This is a genomic window from Pseudoalteromonas piscicida (assembly GCF_002744175.1).
GTDB lineage: Bacteria > Pseudomonadota > Gammaproteobacteria > Enterobacterales > Alteromonadaceae > Pseudoalteromonas > Pseudoalteromonas piscicida_B.
The window spans coordinates 1-15662 of record NZ_NKHF01000070.1 but is presented as its reverse complement, the minus strand read 5'-3'; the positions used below and the strand labels follow the sequence as shown (position 1 = coordinate 15662).

16 protein-coding genes, 1 tRNA gene and 2 pseudogenes are annotated in these 15662 nt (G+C 43.4%); 4 read left to right on the top strand and 15 right to left on the bottom strand.

Annotation, left to right across the window (positions count from 1 at the left end):
* The first annotated feature begins 260 nt into the window (after positions 1-260).
* The 3 genes from CEX98_RS15375 (at position 261) to CEX98_RS15365 (ending at position 2521) form a co-directional block, all read left to right on the top strand.
* Entirely contained in the window at positions 261-1679 is a 1419-nt protein-coding gene (locus CEX98_RS15375; protein WP_099642920.1) for an alanine/glycine:cation symporter family protein, read from the top strand.
* Positions 1680-1841: 162 nt separating this feature from the next.
* Positions 1842-1918 (top strand) — tRNA-Pro (locus tag CEX98_RS15370).
* Positions 1919-2218: 300 nt separating this feature from the next.
* A complete protein-coding gene (locus tag CEX98_RS15365; protein ID WP_099642919.1) occupies positions 2219-2521 on the top strand; it encodes a hypothetical protein in 303 nt (100 codons plus the stop codon).
* Positions 2522-2934: 413 nt separating this feature from the next.
* Here CEX98_RS15365 and CEX98_RS23305 read toward each other — a convergent pair whose 3' ends face one another.
* From CEX98_RS23305 to rpsJ, 13 genes and pseudogenes are all read right to left on the bottom strand, one after another.
* Positions 2935-3549 (bottom strand): glycosyltransferase, encoded by a 615-nt coding sequence (locus tag CEX98_RS23305; RefSeq protein ID WP_277948928.1) that lies wholly within the window; start codon positions 3547-3549, stop codon positions 2935-2937.
* Between the two features lie 478 nt (positions 3550-4027).
* Positions 4028-4228 (bottom strand): 30S ribosomal protein S17, encoded by a 201-nt coding sequence (rpsQ, locus tag CEX98_RS15355; protein ID WP_431520163.1) that lies wholly within the window; start codon positions 4226-4228, stop codon positions 4028-4030.
* Between the two features lie 86 nt (positions 4229-4314).
* On the bottom strand, positions 4315-4572 hold the full coding sequence (gene rpsQ / locus CEX98_RS15350) for a 30S ribosomal protein S17 (protein ID WP_010607740.1): 258 nt from the start codon (positions 4570-4572) through the stop codon (positions 4315-4317).
* Complete coding sequence (gene rpmC, locus CEX98_RS15345; protein WP_099642917.1) at positions 4572-4763, bottom strand: 50S ribosomal protein L29; 192 nt, start codon at positions 4761-4763, stop codon at positions 4572-4574. Before rpmC ends, rpsQ (CEX98_RS15350) begins: the two co-directional genes overlap by 1 nt.
* A pseudogene (gene rplP, locus CEX98_RS15340) lies at positions 4763-5174 on the bottom strand (50S ribosomal protein L16). Before rplP ends, rpmC begins: the two are co-directional and overlap by 1 nt.
* A gap of 13 nt (positions 5175-5187) precedes the next feature.
* Positions 5188-5889: a 30S ribosomal protein S3 gene (gene rpsC / locus CEX98_RS15335; protein ID WP_010376374.1), complete on the bottom strand. Its 702-nt coding sequence runs from the start codon at positions 5887-5889 to the stop codon at positions 5188-5190.
* A 12-nt stretch (positions 5890-5901) separates the two neighbouring features.
* A complete protein-coding gene (rplV, locus tag CEX98_RS15330) occupies positions 5902-6234 on the bottom strand; it encodes a 50S ribosomal protein L22 (protein ID WP_010376375.1) in 333 nt (110 codons plus the stop codon).
* Between the two features lie 12 nt (positions 6235-6246).
* Complete coding sequence (rpsS, locus tag CEX98_RS15325; protein ID WP_010376377.1) at positions 6247-6525, bottom strand: 30S ribosomal protein S19; 279 nt, start codon at positions 6523-6525, stop codon at positions 6247-6249.
* A 16-nt stretch (positions 6526-6541) separates the two neighbouring features.
* A complete protein-coding gene (gene rplB / locus CEX98_RS15320) occupies positions 6542-7366 on the bottom strand; it encodes a 50S ribosomal protein L2 (RefSeq protein ID WP_010607737.1) in 825 nt (274 codons plus the stop codon).
* 17 nt (positions 7367-7383) lie between these two features.
* Entirely contained in the window at positions 7384-7686 is a 303-nt protein-coding gene (gene rplW, locus CEX98_RS15315) for a 50S ribosomal protein L23 (protein ID WP_095728987.1), read from the bottom strand.
* Positions 7683-8285: a 50S ribosomal protein L4 gene (rplD, locus tag CEX98_RS15310; protein WP_088529602.1), complete on the bottom strand. Its 603-nt coding sequence runs from the start codon at positions 8283-8285 to the stop codon at positions 7683-7685. The genes rplW and rplD overlap by 4 nt, the downstream gene beginning before the upstream one ends.
* 17 nt (positions 8286-8302) lie before the next feature.
* Positions 8303-8938 (bottom strand): 50S ribosomal protein L3, encoded by a 636-nt coding sequence (gene rplC / locus CEX98_RS15305; protein ID WP_010376387.1) that lies wholly within the window; start codon positions 8936-8938, stop codon positions 8303-8305.
* Positions 8939-8965: 27 nt separating this feature from the next.
* Positions 8966-9277: a 30S ribosomal protein S10 gene (gene rpsJ / locus CEX98_RS15300; RefSeq protein WP_010376390.1), complete on the bottom strand. Its 312-nt coding sequence runs from the start codon at positions 9275-9277 to the stop codon at positions 8966-8968.
* A 483-nt stretch (positions 9278-9760) separates the two neighbouring features.
* Between rpsJ and plsB the strand changes: the two are divergent.
* Positions 9761-12188, top strand: a pseudogene (gene plsB / locus CEX98_RS15295) (glycerol-3-phosphate 1-O-acyltransferase PlsB).
* A 31-nt stretch (positions 12189-12219) separates the two neighbouring features.
* Here the strand turns inward: plsB and CEX98_RS15290 are convergent.
* Positions 12220-14322, bottom strand: a complete 2103-nt coding sequence (locus tag CEX98_RS15290) for a TRAP transporter permease (RefSeq protein ID WP_099642916.1) — start codon at positions 14320-14322, stop codon at positions 12220-12222.
* Between the two features lie 35 nt (positions 14323-14357).
* Positions 14358-15374: a TAXI family TRAP transporter solute-binding subunit gene (locus CEX98_RS15285; protein ID WP_099642915.1), complete on the bottom strand. Its 1017-nt coding sequence runs from the start codon at positions 15372-15374 to the stop codon at positions 14358-14360.
* Positions 15375-15662 lie beyond the last annotated feature (288 nt).

Genomic DNA, 15662 nt, shown 5'->3' with positions numbered 1-15662 from the left:
ACTTGACTCCCGACTCGTTAGCTCGTTGCTTTTCAGCGTTGTGCTCCGTGTCAGTGGGGTCGCATTATAGGGAGATCCGATTTAAGTGCAACCCTTTTTTTAAATTATTTGGACATATTTCAAGAGTATTTTTTAGCACACTGGAACCTAACAACTTATCCACATTTTTTGTGGATAAGTCATCGCAATTTCGGTTTTTGTATTCCTTTGTGGTAGATTACCGCCCATTAAATACTCGTTCCTAGGAAAAGGCTAAATACATGGCTGATATCTTAAACTCGATAAGTGGTCTTTTATGGGGCCATCTACTTATCTACCTATTAATAGCCGCAGGTGTATTCTTCACTATTAGACTCGGCTTTATTCAGTTTACTCAATTCCCATATATGGTGAAGGTGATGATGCAAAGCCGAGAAGGCGCCGAAGATGGCATCTCTTCTTTCCAAGCATTTTGTACTTCTCTCGCCGCACGCGTTGGCACAGGTAATATGGCAGGTGTTGGGGTTGCACTTTATTTAGGCGGCCCTGGAGCAATATTGTGGATGTGGCTTATTGCTTTGATAGGTATGGCAACTAGTTTTGCGGAAAGTTGTTTAGCACAGCTATATAAGACAAAAGATGATGATGGTAACTTCCGTGGTGGCCCTGCTTATTATATGGAGCTAGGTTTAAAGCGTAAATGGATGGGGGTATTGTTTTCACTTTGCCTGATACTTGCTTTTGGTCTAGTTTTTAATGCAGTACAAGCAAACTCTATTGCTGCTGCTTTTGAAGTTGCTTTTGATGTGCCGAAATATGTAATGGGCGTCGCATTAGTTGCGGCCTCAGGGATTATTATATTTGGTGGTTTAAAAACAATAGCTCGATTTGCTGAGCTTGTTGTTCCTTTTATGGCAGTTGCCTATCTTATTTTGGCACTTTATGTGTGTGCGGTAAACTTTACTCAATTGCCAGATATATTCATGCTGATTGTGAAAAGTGCAATGGGAATTGAACAAGCTGGCGCAGGTGCTATAGGATATGCAGTAATGCAAGCGATGCTTCAGGGAATTAAGCGCGGCTTATTCTCAAATGAGGCAGGTATGGGGAGCGCAGCTAATGCAGCAGCAAGTGCAACGCCAAACCCAAATCATCCAGCCTCACAAGGCTATGTGCAAATGCTAGGTGTATTTGTTGATACCATAGTCATTTGTACTGCTACGGCCTCTCTTATTTTGTTATCTGGTCAACTTGAACCGAACTCTGGCTTAACAGGCATCGAACTAACTCAGTCAGCATTAGTTCACCATGTAGGTGAATGGGGCGCTATTTTTGTTGCCGTCGCAATTCTGTTCTTTGCATTTACTTCTATTGTTGCCAACTATAGCTATGCTGAAACCAATCTACTCTTTCTAGATCATCACTCAAAGAAAGGTATGATGGTATTTAGAGCCTGCGTATTAGGTATGGTGATGTTTGGAGCAGTCAGCGAGCTTGGATTAGTGTGGACGCTCGCTGATATTTCAATGGGTTTGATGGCAGTGGTCAACGTAATAGCTTTATTTATGCTTCGGAAAGTTGTGATTTGGCTTGCTTGTGACTATAAAAAGCAGCTCAAAGCAGGCGTAACACCAGAGTTTGATCCAAGTACCAATCCAGAGGTAGAAAAAACACTACCGAAAGGTATCTGGACCAAGTAAATTAGGACTGCGCACTGAGATTTATATCTTGGTGCGCGAACCCAGTTACAAAAACCGCTGTTCACAGCTAAAAAATAAAACCCTCTACACGGTCATTTAATGTCCAAACAAACCAACCACTTATTGCCTTTTCCCAGAAAAAACGTATAGTAAATATGTTGTCGGCATATAGCGCAGCTTGGTAGCGCACTGTCATGGGGTGTCAGGGGTCGCAGGTTCAAATCCTGCTATGCCGACCATTCAATTCTCATCCCTTTCAATTAGTTAAGTCTATTTTTACTGTCTTATTGCACGTAATTTCTATCACTAGTTTTTTTAGCACATTTGTAGCACCATAAATCCATAAAACTATTTTGCCCTTTCGGATGCTTTTTGTGAGAAGCGAACCTGAACTAAACTCCACTATATTTACAGAAGCTATCAGCTCGATTCTACTAGGATCGGTTCCTTGTGCTATCGTTGTATGCACATCAGGAGTTGAATCACTTATAAACTTTTTAAAAAGCTTAACTCCCCCTAGTAATATAGTGTATTACTTTATGGTTTTACTGGTTCTACACTTTTTCATCTGGGGGGCAAATCGCTTTCTCTATAGCCCGATAGAAGAGGTTTCCATAGTTAAGAAGCGTATTCTGCACTTGTCAGAACAAGTGGGGTATAGCTTGTTGGGGTTATATCGCACTTTAGCAGGTACATTGCCTATGGTTTTTGTACCTGCACTCATTGCCGAGCCAACTATAGAAAATTTTCAACAAAGTACTTTGATGCTCTTTCTATCCGCAGGATCTTTATTTATTGCGTGTGTTTTATCTTCTTGGCAAGTAAAAACTCAACTCGGTTAGCTACAATTCCAATACCCTGTAATCGTTATACTTTTATCGGCTATAGTACGCTGGGTTGGTGCTCACCCATCAACTCAGGCAATATAGCTTTTCTGCACCTACAGTTGAGAGCATTATAAAACTCGGTCTCTAGACTTACATCTAAACGATACAGCAACGCGCTTTAACTCTGACAGCTATGCAGTCGGGTCTCCATGAAATAATATTCTCTTAAGTATCCTAGCGTTGACTTTCCAGCTCGTGCGAAGCTGATGATATATTCCCTGAACACGCCAGGCTCTATATGGCTCTATATTTGTCTTTACATAATGCCAAGCACTGGGACAAATGTTAAAAGCATGAAGTTGCTCAAGGCTCACATTACCAAAACCTTTGAATGCATTAACTTTGTTCTCAATGTGAATCACAGACATCTACATTGGTTTATTTCGTACTGCCTTTACTTGTTTAATTTCAGACCAAAAGCCATGACGTTCATTGCACCAAATCGTCTTAAACTCTTTACTTGTTTCGATTAGACTTAAAAACGGGTTATGCACGTGTGCATGTTTGCCAAACCTTACTTTTGGAGCAACTTGAAGTGTAAAACCAGCAATAAAGTCTATAGCCAGGAAGTTTTGCTGATCAAACTGCGCCTGAACCTCCTTAATATAGTCCTGATGTAAACAATCATCATTATCTAGGCGTGAAGTGATCAAGTATGGCTGAGCCAATTGTGTATTTAACTCTCGTCGGATAGCAGGTAAAAAGTCTTCCATTCCATCAGCATAAATAGGTATGAATGCTTTAAATTCAGTGGCTAAGCGCTTAATAGTTTCGCGAAACTCTGGTGCGGTCGATACATCAAAGAAAACTAGCCACTTAAAGTTTTGCTCCGTTTGTGCTTTTACTGAAGCGAAACAATAATGTTCGAATAATTTCAGCCGATTTCTCATCCACTCATCAGTTAAGACTTGCGTTTTTGATTTCGTCTCTTGCCAATCTTTCTTGCGCAAATTAAAACAGGTTAGTACAAAATGTTGAAACATGTATAAACTCTGGAAATTAGAAAGTATATCTGCAACTAAAAAAGCATACTCAAACCAAAATATAGAAATAGAAAATACTCAGCACAAAATTGTGAAAAAGGCCCACTAACTATATGAGATGAGAATTGCTATTGATTACTGGTTAAGCCCCCTGAAAAGAGTGCCCAAGTATCCTTCATTAAACCAGAGTGAGAGATCTAAAAACTACCACCAACCCGCTAAAACATCAACTTAATTAGGTACAAACATATTATACGAAAATACAAGCAGCAACTTAGTAAGTGTAAGGAGCACAGAGAACAAGTTACCTTCTGTCGAGGATATATTAAAGTTCAATTATCCGCTTGATGCTTTCCTTTTATCGAGAGTACCTTAGATCGGGTGGTTAACGTGACGCTCGATAACATTATCCCGAAACGCAAAAGCCCCAGCAGATGCAGGGGCTTTATCAAAAGTCTAATTTAGTTAAAAACTAAAATTAAGCTTTCTTAGGACGTTCAATCACGTCAACTAGCGTCCAAGATTTTTTCTTAGAGATTGGTGCACATTCGCGAATAGTCACGACGTCACCTGTGAGTAGCTGTGTTGTTTTCATCGTGTGCGTGCAACTTAGTTGTACACTTGATGCTTTCCTTTTATCGAGAGTACCGTAGATCGGGTGATTAACCTGATGCTCGATAGCTATTCATAGCATTATCCTGAAACGCAAAAGCCCCAGCAGATGCTGGGGCTTTATCAAAAGTCTAATTTAGTTAAAAACTAAAATTAAGCTTTCTTAGGACGTTCAATCACGTCAACTAGCGTCCAAGATTTTTTCTTAGAGATTGGTGCACATTCGCGAATAGTCACGACGTCACCTGCTAGTGCTGTGTTGTTTTCATCGTGTGCGTGCAACTTAGTTGTACGCTTGATGAACTTACCGTAGATCGGGTGTTTAACCTGACGCTCGATAGCAACAACGATTGACTTGTCCATTTTGTCGCTAATTACACGACCTTGTACAGTACGGATCTTATCGCTCATTATGCACCTGCCTTCTGGTTGATAACCGTTTTCACACGCGCAATACTGCGACGTACTTTTTTAAGCTCGTGAGTTTGAGCTAGCTGACCAGTGCTCGCTTGCATGCGCAGGTTGAACTGCTCACGAAGAAGCTCAAGAAGTTCAGCATTTAGCTCTTCTACGCTTTTGTCTTTAAGTTCGCTAGCTTTCATTACATTACCGTCCGAGTTACAAATGTTGTTTTGAAAGGTAATTTACGAGCAGCTAGGTTGAATGCTTCGCGAGCAAGCTCTTCTGAAACACCTTCCATCTCTAAAGTACTTTACCAGCTGAATTTCAGCAACCCAGTATTCAACAGAACCTTTACCTTTACCCATACGAACTTCAAGCGGTTTCTCTGTAATTGGCTTATCTGGGAATACACGGATCCAGATTTTACCTTGACGCTTGACGTGACGTGTCATAGCACGACGAGCTGCTTCGATTTGACGAGCAGTCATACGGCCACGGCCAGTCGCTTTCAAGCCGAAAGAACCGAAGCTAACTTTGTTACCGCTGGTAGCCAGACCACGGTTGCGGCCTTTGTGTACCTTACGGAATTTTGTACGTTTTGGCTGTAACATTAGTCGCTACCTCTTACTTAGCACTTTTTTTAGCTTTCTTCGGCGCACGTTTAGCTGGCTTCTCTTGCTCTTGAACTAGTGGAAGACCACCAATTACTTCGCCTTTGAAGATCCAAACCTTAACACCGATGATACCGTAAGTGGTCAAAGCTTCTGAAGTTGCGTAGTCGATATCAGCACGTAGAGTATGTAGAGGTACACGACCTTCACGATACCACTCAGAACGTGCGATTTCAGCACCGCCTAGACGGCCGCTTACTTCAACTTTGATACCCTTCGCGCCTAGACGCATTGCGTTTTGTACTGCGCGCTTCATAGCACGACGGAACATAACACGACGCTCTAGCTGAGAAGAAATACCGTCAGCAACTAATTGTGCATCTAGCTCTGGCTTACGTACTTCTGCGATGTTGATTTGCGCAGGTACACCAGCAAGCTTAGTTACAGCTTGGCGAAGCTTTTCAACATCTTCACCTTTTTTACCGATAACAACACCAGGACGAGCTGTGTGAATTGTTACACGGATTGATTTAGCTGGACGCTCAATAACGATCTTAGCTACAGAAGCACTTTTCAATTCCTTAGTAAGGTATTGACGTACTTTGTGATCGCCAAAAAGCTGTTCAGAGAAATCTTTTGTATTCGCGTACCAAGTAGATACCCAAGGCTTTGAGATACCTAGGCGAATACCAGTAGGATGAACTTTTTGTCCCATTACTTATATCTCCTAGCTATCCGATACCACAACAGTGATGTGGCTTGTACGCTTAAGGATGCGGTCTGCGCGTCCTTTAGCACGTGGCATAATACGTTTCATTGTAGGACCTTCGTCTACAAATACTTTAGCCACTTTAAGCTCATCAATGTCAGCACCTTCGTTGTGCTCCGCGTTCGCGATAGCAGACTCAAGTACTTTCTTAACTAATACAGCCGCTTTCTTCGGGCTGTACGCCAGGATTTCTAGCGCGCGATCAACCGGAAGTCCACGGATTTGATCTGCCACTAGACGTGCTTTCTGCGCCGAACCAGAGGCGAATTTGTGTTTAGCTAATGCTTCCATCATACCCTCCGATTAACGTTTCTTAGCTTTCTTATCCGCAGCGTGACCGCGGTAAGTACGTGTAGGTGCAAATTCACCTAGTTTGTGACCGATCATTTCGTCTGTGATGAACACAGGAACGTGCTGACGACCATTATGGACAGCGATGGTCAATCCGATCATGTTAGGTATGATCATTGAACGACGGCTCCAAGTTTTAATTGGCTTCTTGTCACCGCTTTCCAACGCTTTCTCTACCTTCTTCAGCAAGTGTAGGTCAATAAATGGACCTTTCTTGAGAGAACGTGGCATGGCAATTCCTCAACTATTATTTAGTACGACGACGTACGATGAACTTATCAGTACGCTTGTTCTTACGAGTCTTGTAACCCTTAGTAGGTACGCCCCATGGAGATACAGGGTGACGACCACCAGAAGTACGACCTTCACCACCACCGTGTGGGTGGTCAATCGGGTTCATGGCAACACCACGAACTGTAGGACGGATACCACGCCAACGATTTGCACCAGCTTTACCTAGTGAACGTAGCATGTGTTCTGCGTTACCTACTTCGCCAAGAGTCGCACGACAATCAGACTCAACCTTACGAACTTCACCAGAGCGAAGACGTAGTGTTACGTATTGACCTTCACGAGCAAGGATCTGTACGTAAGCACCAGCAGAACGTGCAATTTGTGCACCTTTGCCAGGTTTAAGTTCAACGTTGTGTACAGTAGAACCTACAGGGATATTACGCATAGGTAGTGTGTTACCAACCTTGATTGGTGCATCAACACCAGATTGGATTGCATCACCTGCTTTAAGACCCTTAGGTGCAATAATGTAACGACGCTCACCGTCTGCATATAATACAAGAGCGATGTTTGCGCTACGGTTTGGATCGTACTCTAGACGCTCAACTTTAGCAGGAATGCCATCTTTTGTGCGTGTAAAGTCGATTACACGGTAGTGTTGCTTATGACCACCACCGATATGACGAACCGTGATACGACCGTTGTTGTTACGACCGCCTGATTTAGAGTTTTTCTCTAGTAGCGGAGCGTAAGGCTTACCCTTGTGTAGATCAGGGTTAACCACTTTAACGACGTGACGACGACCCGCAGAAGTTGGTTTACACTTTTGAAGTGCCATAATTCTAACTCCCCTTATTACTCGGCGCCGCCGACAAAGTCTAGCTCGCTACCTTCTTTAAGAGTAACGTATGCTTTTTTCCAATCGCTACGACGGCCAAAACGCATACCAGTACGCTTTGTCTTACCCTTAACATTTAGAGTGCGAACACCAGTTACTTCTACTTCGAAAAGCTTTTCAATAGCAGCTTTAATTTCTGCTTTGTTTGCATCTTTAGCTACTTTGAAAACAATTGTGTTGTTTTCTTCAGCAGATACAGTGCTCTTCTCAGAGATGTGTGGAGCAAGGATTACTTTTAAAAGACGTTCTTCACGGATCATGCTAGCGCCTCCTCAAGTTGCTTAACAGCAGCAGCAGTAATCAGAACCTTATCGAAAGCGATTAGGCTTACTGGGTCGATGCCAGCTACGTCACGCGTGTCAACCTTGTACAGGTTACGTGCAGAAAGGAATAGATTCTCATCTACTTCTTCAGTCACGATTAGTACGTCTTTAAGCTCAAGTTCTTTAAGCTTAGCTACTAGTTCTTTAGTCTTTGGTGCTTCTAGACCAAAGTTTTCAACAACTACTAGACGATCTTGACGAACAAGCTCAGAAAGAATGCTCTTGATCGCACCGCGATACATCTTACGGTTAACTTTTTGGCTGTGATCTTGCGGCTTAGCTGCAAAGCTCACACCACCGCTGCGCCAGATTGGGCTGCGGATTGTACCAGCACGAGCACGGCCAGTACCTTTTTGGCGGAATGGTTTCTTACCACCACCGCGTACTTCAGAACGTGTCAGTTGAGCTTTAGTACCCTGACGAGCACCTGCTGCGTAAGCAACAACTACTTGGTGTACTAATGCTTCGTTAAACTCACGTCCAAAAGTAGCTTCGGAAACTTCAAGCGCACCAGCGCCTTTAATTGCTAATTCCATCACTAAATCTCCAGGACTTATGCTTTAACAGCTGGTTTAACGATAACGTCACCGCCGATAGCGCCAGGCACTGCACCTTTAACTAAAAGCAAGTTACGCTCTGCGTCAACACGTACTAGTTCAAGGTTCTGTGTCGTAGAACGAACATTACCCATTTGACCGGCCATTTTCTTACCTTTGAAAACTTTACCAGGAGACTGGTTTTGACCGATTGAACCAGGAGCACGGTGAGATAGAGAGTTACCGTGAGTTGCGTCTTGCATGCTGAAGTTCCAGCGCTTAACACCACCTTGGAAACCTTTACCTTTTGAAGTACCAGTAACGTCTACTTTTTTCACTTCAGTGAAAAGTTCAACTGTTAGCTCTGAACCTACTTCAAATTCACCTTCACCGCCGTTAAGACGGAATTCCCACAGGCCGCGACCCGCTTCAACGCCAGCTTTAGCGAAGTGACCCGCTGCTGGTTTGTTTACACGGCTTGCTTTTTTCTCGCCTGCAGTAACTTGAAGCGCGTTATAACCGTCAGTTGCGTCAGATTTGATCTGCGTAACACGGTTAGGAGTCGCTTCGATAACTGTCACAGGGATAGATACACCATCTTCAGTGAAGATACGTGTCATACCCACTTTACGACCGACTAGACCTAATGCCATTTTCCTAAAACCTCTCTAATCTTCCGATTAACCCAGGCTGATTTGAACATCAACACCAGCAGCAAGGTCTAGGCGCATTAGAGCGTCTACAGTCTTGTCAGTTGGTTCTACGATGTCGATCAGACGTTTGTGGGTGCGGATTTCATACTGATCACGCGCGTCTTTGTTTACGTGCGGAGAGATCAATACTGTGAAACGTTCTTTGCGCGTAGGTAGTGGGATTGGACCACGAACCTGAGCACCAGTGCGCTTCGCTGTTTCCACGATTTCCGCCGTTGATTGGTCAATCAAACGGTGGTCAAAAGCTTTTAGGCGAATACGAATGCGTTGATTTGACATTCTTAAACCTCAAAATTGAAAGAGCATTTAAAAAGAGCATAAAAAAACGACCGAGACTAACTCAATTATTCCTGAGAAGTCGGCTGTTATTTTATTTCTACCATTGAACTCACAATTGGAGTTCCTGTTCATACGGCCTGAAATCCAGACCTTTCATTTACTTTCCTAGGCACATTGGCCAAGAAAGTCTGCATATTATAGTGATATTGGTGATAAATGCAACAACTATTACAAAGTATTTTTTTGCCTTAGAAATGGTCCTATAACCCAAGCCATTCGGATCTCTACGGCTACTTAGAGTCTCATATGGGTTTATCGCCGCAAACGATCCAGCGTACAAATATTGCACTACCCAACACTCAACGACATATGCTACTTTCAACAAAAGGTAAAACAACAAGATCCTCGGATAAGCCCTTTGTAAATGGTCAGTCCAGTTAAATCTTGGTATTCTATGGCTAATGATAATTGTTCGGTATTCCCATGCAGATTTTTTCTTATTTGCTCACCACCATCGCTCGCTGCAGCAACTGGCTTTTTGTTAAAAGCAAAGTGCTACCAGAAAACCCTATTGAAGATTATGAGCTTGACCCTAGTATTCCCACCTTTTATGTAGCAAGGCTAGACTCGACATCAGATATGGTCGCATTAGATGTCATGTGTAAAAAGTTAGGACTGCCTAGGCCTTCACAAAAGGAGCGTATTGGTAATAGGGAACTAAACCGCTTTGTGGGGATCCAAGCACCGCCAAGTGTCTTTGGCAATGAGCACAAACCTAGTCATGCGCTGGCTCACAGTAAAGCTATTTTTGAAGCGTTACAAGACAACGAACATAACGATGTTCAGGTGATCCCGGTTACGATTTTATGGGGCCGAAACCCGGGTAAAGAAAAGCCTGGCGTTGGCACGCTACTGTCGAATTCATTAACCCCTAGTTGGTTACGCAAATGCTTTGTGGTGCTGTTTTCTGGTCGCGACAACTTTGTTCGATTCTCACGCCCGATTGAACTCAACCAGCTCCTTAACGATAAAGCCGATGTTGAAGAGCTACCTCACAAGCTTTTACGCGTTGCCAGAGTGCATTTCCGTCGTCAAAAACTCGCAGCAACCGGCCCTAAGCTTCCCTCTAGAGAGCAACTATTTAGTTCAATATTAGCATCGCAAAGTATCAAAAAAGCCATTGCCGACGAAGCCAAGTCGAAAGGCCTAAGCCAAGAAGAAGCCCGTCTACAAGCGTTAGCATTACTCGATGAGATAGCGGCAAACTATTCTGACGCGATGGTTCGCGTGGCCGACCGAGCTCTGACTTGGCTTTGGAACAAACTCTACAACGGTATCGAGGTCAATAACTCTGATAAAGTGCAGGCACTTGCAGACAAAGGCCATGAAATAATTTACGTCCCCTGCCACCGTAGCCATATGGACTATCTGCTACTCACCTACGTGATTTACCACCAAGGCCTAGTGCCTCCTCATATTGCAGCTGGTGTTAACCTTAACTTTTTCCCTGCAGGCCCTATTTTTAGACGCAGCGGTGCTTTTTTTATTCGTCGCTCCTTTTCTGGAAATAAGCTTTATTCTGCGGTATTCAAAGAGTACCTCAGTCAGCTCTTTATTAAAGGTTACTCTGTCAAGTTTTATACCGAAGGTGGGCGCAGCCGCACTGGTCGCTTATTGCCACCAAAAACGGGAATGTTGGCCATGACTTTGCAATCTATGCTTCGCGGCATTGATAGACCTATATCTTTAGTGCCTGTTTATCTTGGCTATGAACATGTGATGGAGATCAACACGTACCTAAAAGAGTTAGCTGGCAACAGCAAAAAGAACGAATCCATATTCGGCATTTTTAAGGCTATTAAGAATCTGAAAAACTACGGACGAGGTTACTTAAACTTTGGCGATCCAATTTCTGTTAACCAGTTTTTAAATGAACAGCAACCAGACTGGCGCGATTCGATCCATCCAACAGAAACCCAGAAGCCCGTTTGGCTGAATCAACAAGTCGCGGATCTCGCTGATGTGATTATGACTGAAATCAATAATTCGGCAGCACTTAACTCGGTTAATTTGCTGGCGACAATACTGCTGAGTAATGAGCAATTTGCGCTGCCCAAGCCGCAACTTATTCAACAGCTGGATTTGTATTTGGGTTTGCATCGTAATGCCCCATACCACTCTAACGCCACGGTCCCAGAGTGCAGTGCCGAAGGCCTACTAGAACACGCACTTAAGTTAGACAAGTTCGATGTTCTAGAAGATAACTTTGGTAGCATTATTAGCGTTAAAGAAAAAGAACGGGCGCTGCTAAACTATTATCGGAATAATATTCTTCATCTATTTGCCGTACCCAGCTTAATCGCTCAACAGCTATTTAATCGTTATAGCCTAACAGTCGACGAGTGCCGCAAAGAAGTCGAGTTATTGTATCCTTTGTTTGCAAAAGAATGGTTTTTAACCGATCTTCAAACTGGGTATATTGAATCTATTTTAACATTCTTCGCAGCCAAAAAGCTGATCACATTTGATGGGCATCTAGCATCGGTCAATAAAGAAGGGGCAGCCTTGGCGCAATTAGAGATGTTAGGTAAAGTGATCCATCTAACATTAGAGCGCTATGCAATCACCATTAACTTAGTTAAACATCATCAAGGGTTGAGTCGTAGTGAGCTTGAAAGCGAAAGCGCCTCGCTTGCTGAACGACTCGGCACATTGCATGGTGTGAAGAGCCCAGAGTTTTTTGATAAAAAAAGTGCTCAGCGCTTTTATCTCTAGTTTAAAAGAACAAGGCTTTATAGAACAAGATGAAGCCTTGGGTATTCGTGGAACCGATGCGCTACATATTTTGGAGCAACATCTCAAAACGCTATTACCGGCTCGAATATACCAGTCTATTCAACATATAGTCTAAAAGTATAAGGCCCCATCTTTGGGGCCTTTTGTTAACTTGGGTTGGTTCTTTTATTTATCCATACCTGCTGACCTAGCAATGCTATGATGATCAACGCAGCGGCAATATCTGCATACCAAACTTGATGGGGCCAGACTAATAAGGCACCTAAAAGTGCAAATATGCTCCTAAGAGCAAAGTTCAACTTAGCTTCTGCATACCCGTAAATCGCAGCTACCAGTGCATATATACCAATAAGCGCTGTAATAAATACTTGCAAAACCTCTAACTGCGAACCGCCTATGAAGGGAGTATAGGCAAATAGGAGTGGCACTATGTACAAGGCTTTTGCCGTTTTCCAGGCTTCAATCCCTGTTGCCATTGGCGGTGTTTTGGCAATCCCCGCAGCGGTAAAAGCAACTAAACAAACTGGTGGAGTGACGTTGCTGTCTTGTGATAACCAAAAAATAATCATATGCGCAGAAAGCAACATCATGGATAAGTGCGCGGCATCAAACTGACTGCTGCGAATAATTTCGATAGCTTCAGGGGGTAACCCAGCTAATATTGTAAAGACTTGTTCTGCCGTAGTATTCGGTTGGTTGTATATTTCACCGAGAGCAGGCGCCATCATACTCATCATCATACTTGCGGTTTCATTAAGCTGACCATTTACAATCGCCTCTACCAACGCCGATTGACTAATCAACCCATACAGCGCGGGGGCCGACAAGGTCGCTAATACGATATAAGATGCCGTAACAGGTAACCCCATACCAATGATTAATGAGGCTAGAGCAATTAACGCCAGAAGTAGCATCAAGTTTGAACCAGCCCACTCATTAATCATCAACGAAAAAGTAACCCCTAAGGAGCTGATTGATATGCAGTTGATCAGTACACCAATGGCAATCAATAGCAGTGCCGTCTTAGCGCTATTCTCGGTGGCACTCGCTAATGCGGCTAGCATTTTTGACCAGCCCATGGGAGTACGAGACATAAAAGAGAATAAACAAACACTGAGTGTAGCAATGCCCACCGCATAGGTTGGTGTAAAGCCATAGATCATCAATGTGACGAGCAATAATATAGGTAATAGATGATGCCAACCTGACTTCAACTCTTGCCAAGCGCTGACTTGCTCTCCTTGAACTGAAGGTTGAATATTTAGCCGCTTAGCCTGAACCCTGACAAATATCGCAATTGATGCAAAGTACAATAGTGCTGGAACAAATGCCGCAGCAATAATCGTGAGATAAGGAATTTGAGTATAAGAGGCCATCACAAATACACCGGCCCCCATAATAGGCGGAATGAGTTGCCCTCCAGTTGACGCCCCAGCTTCAACGGCAGCAGCAAATTTCGCTGGAAAACCTGCCTTTTTCATTAAAGGAATGGTGATCACACCTGTCGCAGCGGTATTGGCAATGGCGGAGCCTGACACCGACCCCATCATTCCTGAACTCACCACGGCTACTAAGCCTTGCCCGCCAACCATGCGACCAACTAATGCATTTGCAAAACGAATAATAAAGTCGCCAGTGCCTGCTTGTACTAAGAAAGCGCCAAACAGGATGAACATGAATACAAAAGTCCAAGAGATTTTAGCAATAGGTCCAAACAGTCCATCATCGAAAAAATTACGAAACAGCACGGTTTCAGCACTGAGACCGGCAAAATGGAATACGCCATCTATGAATTGCCCTAAAAACAATACATAGCTCATCGCGAGCATAATCATGATTGGAATAAACCATCCCATACAACGCCGAACCAGCTCTAAGGCCACAACAACCGCTGTAATAGAAGCGACCCAATCGGATGTCGCAAACTCATAATTGCGTTCGGCGAGCGCATCACTATAAAAAATAAGGTAACCGCTACTTATCACCAGACCACAACCAAGTCCAAAATCAATTGGCCTGGCAAGCCAAGATATTAGGCCTAGCCGCAAAGGAGAGGTGAGCAACACAAAACAACCAAAGAGCATAAAGTGGATAGCCGAAATATAGTTATCTGGCCAAGTTGAAACCAAGTTAAAATAAAGATGTACTAGGCTTGTGATTATTGCCAAATAAAACGCCAGCTTATTTGTATTACTTTGCGGTCCTGAGGGGGCTAATAAAGCCTCCTGCGTGTTACTGAAATTACTCATTGATATAGGTTGTCCTACTCCACTGTATTACTAAGCTACTGCAAGTGCGCTGGCACAGAAATGCCAACTTCTTTGTAATACTTGAGCGCTCCGGGGTGCAATTTCGCAGGCAGCCCGATAAGTGCTTTTTCAATTGCCATTGCCTTTGTTGCTTTATGGATCGTTTGCAAAAAGACAAGGTTTTCATAGATGGTCTTTGTCAGTAGATAAACATCTTCTTCGCTCATGTCTTTATGAGCAGCAAGAAAGTTTGGTTGAGCAATTGTGCGAATAGCCTGTGACTGGCCAGGATAGGTGTTAGCAGCAATAGTAAAACGCGACCACAATGCCACATTATGATTTACCTTTTGCAATTGTTCGTCGGTAAAGTCAAGCACCGTAATGCCATCGGCATCAGCTGCGAAAGCACTGGTCACCGCACTGACCGGAACGCCCGCTGGAATGTTCATCCCTGCTATTTGACCATTTTGCAGCGCGCTCGAAGACCCTGCATAGCCTTTATGCACCATGTTAAACTGTTCACTATCGATGCCTAGTGCCTTCATGATGTATTTACCCGACCCTTCGGTACCAGAATTTCTCTTTCCTATGCCAAATCCCTGTGAATAAAGGTTTTTTAGATCACTCATGTGCCCTGATTTCACGTATTGCTTATCAATGACAAAGTGCTCAACATTTTGCCATAGCATAGTCACTGAACGCAGATAATCTTGTTTACCCACAGATTCCATCGCCCCCGAGCCCTGCACGGCCCAAGCACCATAAAGCCCTTGAAGTATTGCTAATTCCGCTTCTTTATTACGCATAAGCTTAAGGTTATCACCTGATCCTGCCGACGTAATCGCTGAGACACTCATACCATGTTGTGGTGTTACTTTTAACTTAGTTAATGTCGCAATTGCCACACCAACTGGGTAGAAGGTGCCGCCTGACGAAGCAGTAGCCAAGATATAAGACCTGTCTTTGTCTACATTAGCCACAGTAGTGAAAGCACATAATGCAATAGAAGCATATGCAATAGCAGCACGCATTCGAGTTATAAGATTGAACATTTTAAAGTCCTTATTATGTAACCTGATCTCGGCACAACAACTTGTTCTCCCAAGTTCAGAGGATTTAATTTTATACTGAGAGTATTTTGCACACCTTTGGCAAATTAACCAAATTTTTACGAAATCAGTGGCAAGGTAGGCTGAAGCTTAGGAGAAATACATGGTGGAAATATGGATCTGAGAAATAATACCAACTCGCTTAATCAAGTGGTCTATTTGAGGCAAAGGTCAACAGGCCCTAGTCACGATGTAAAATCGCTCGTACGAGGCATTAAAAAAGGCCGCTTA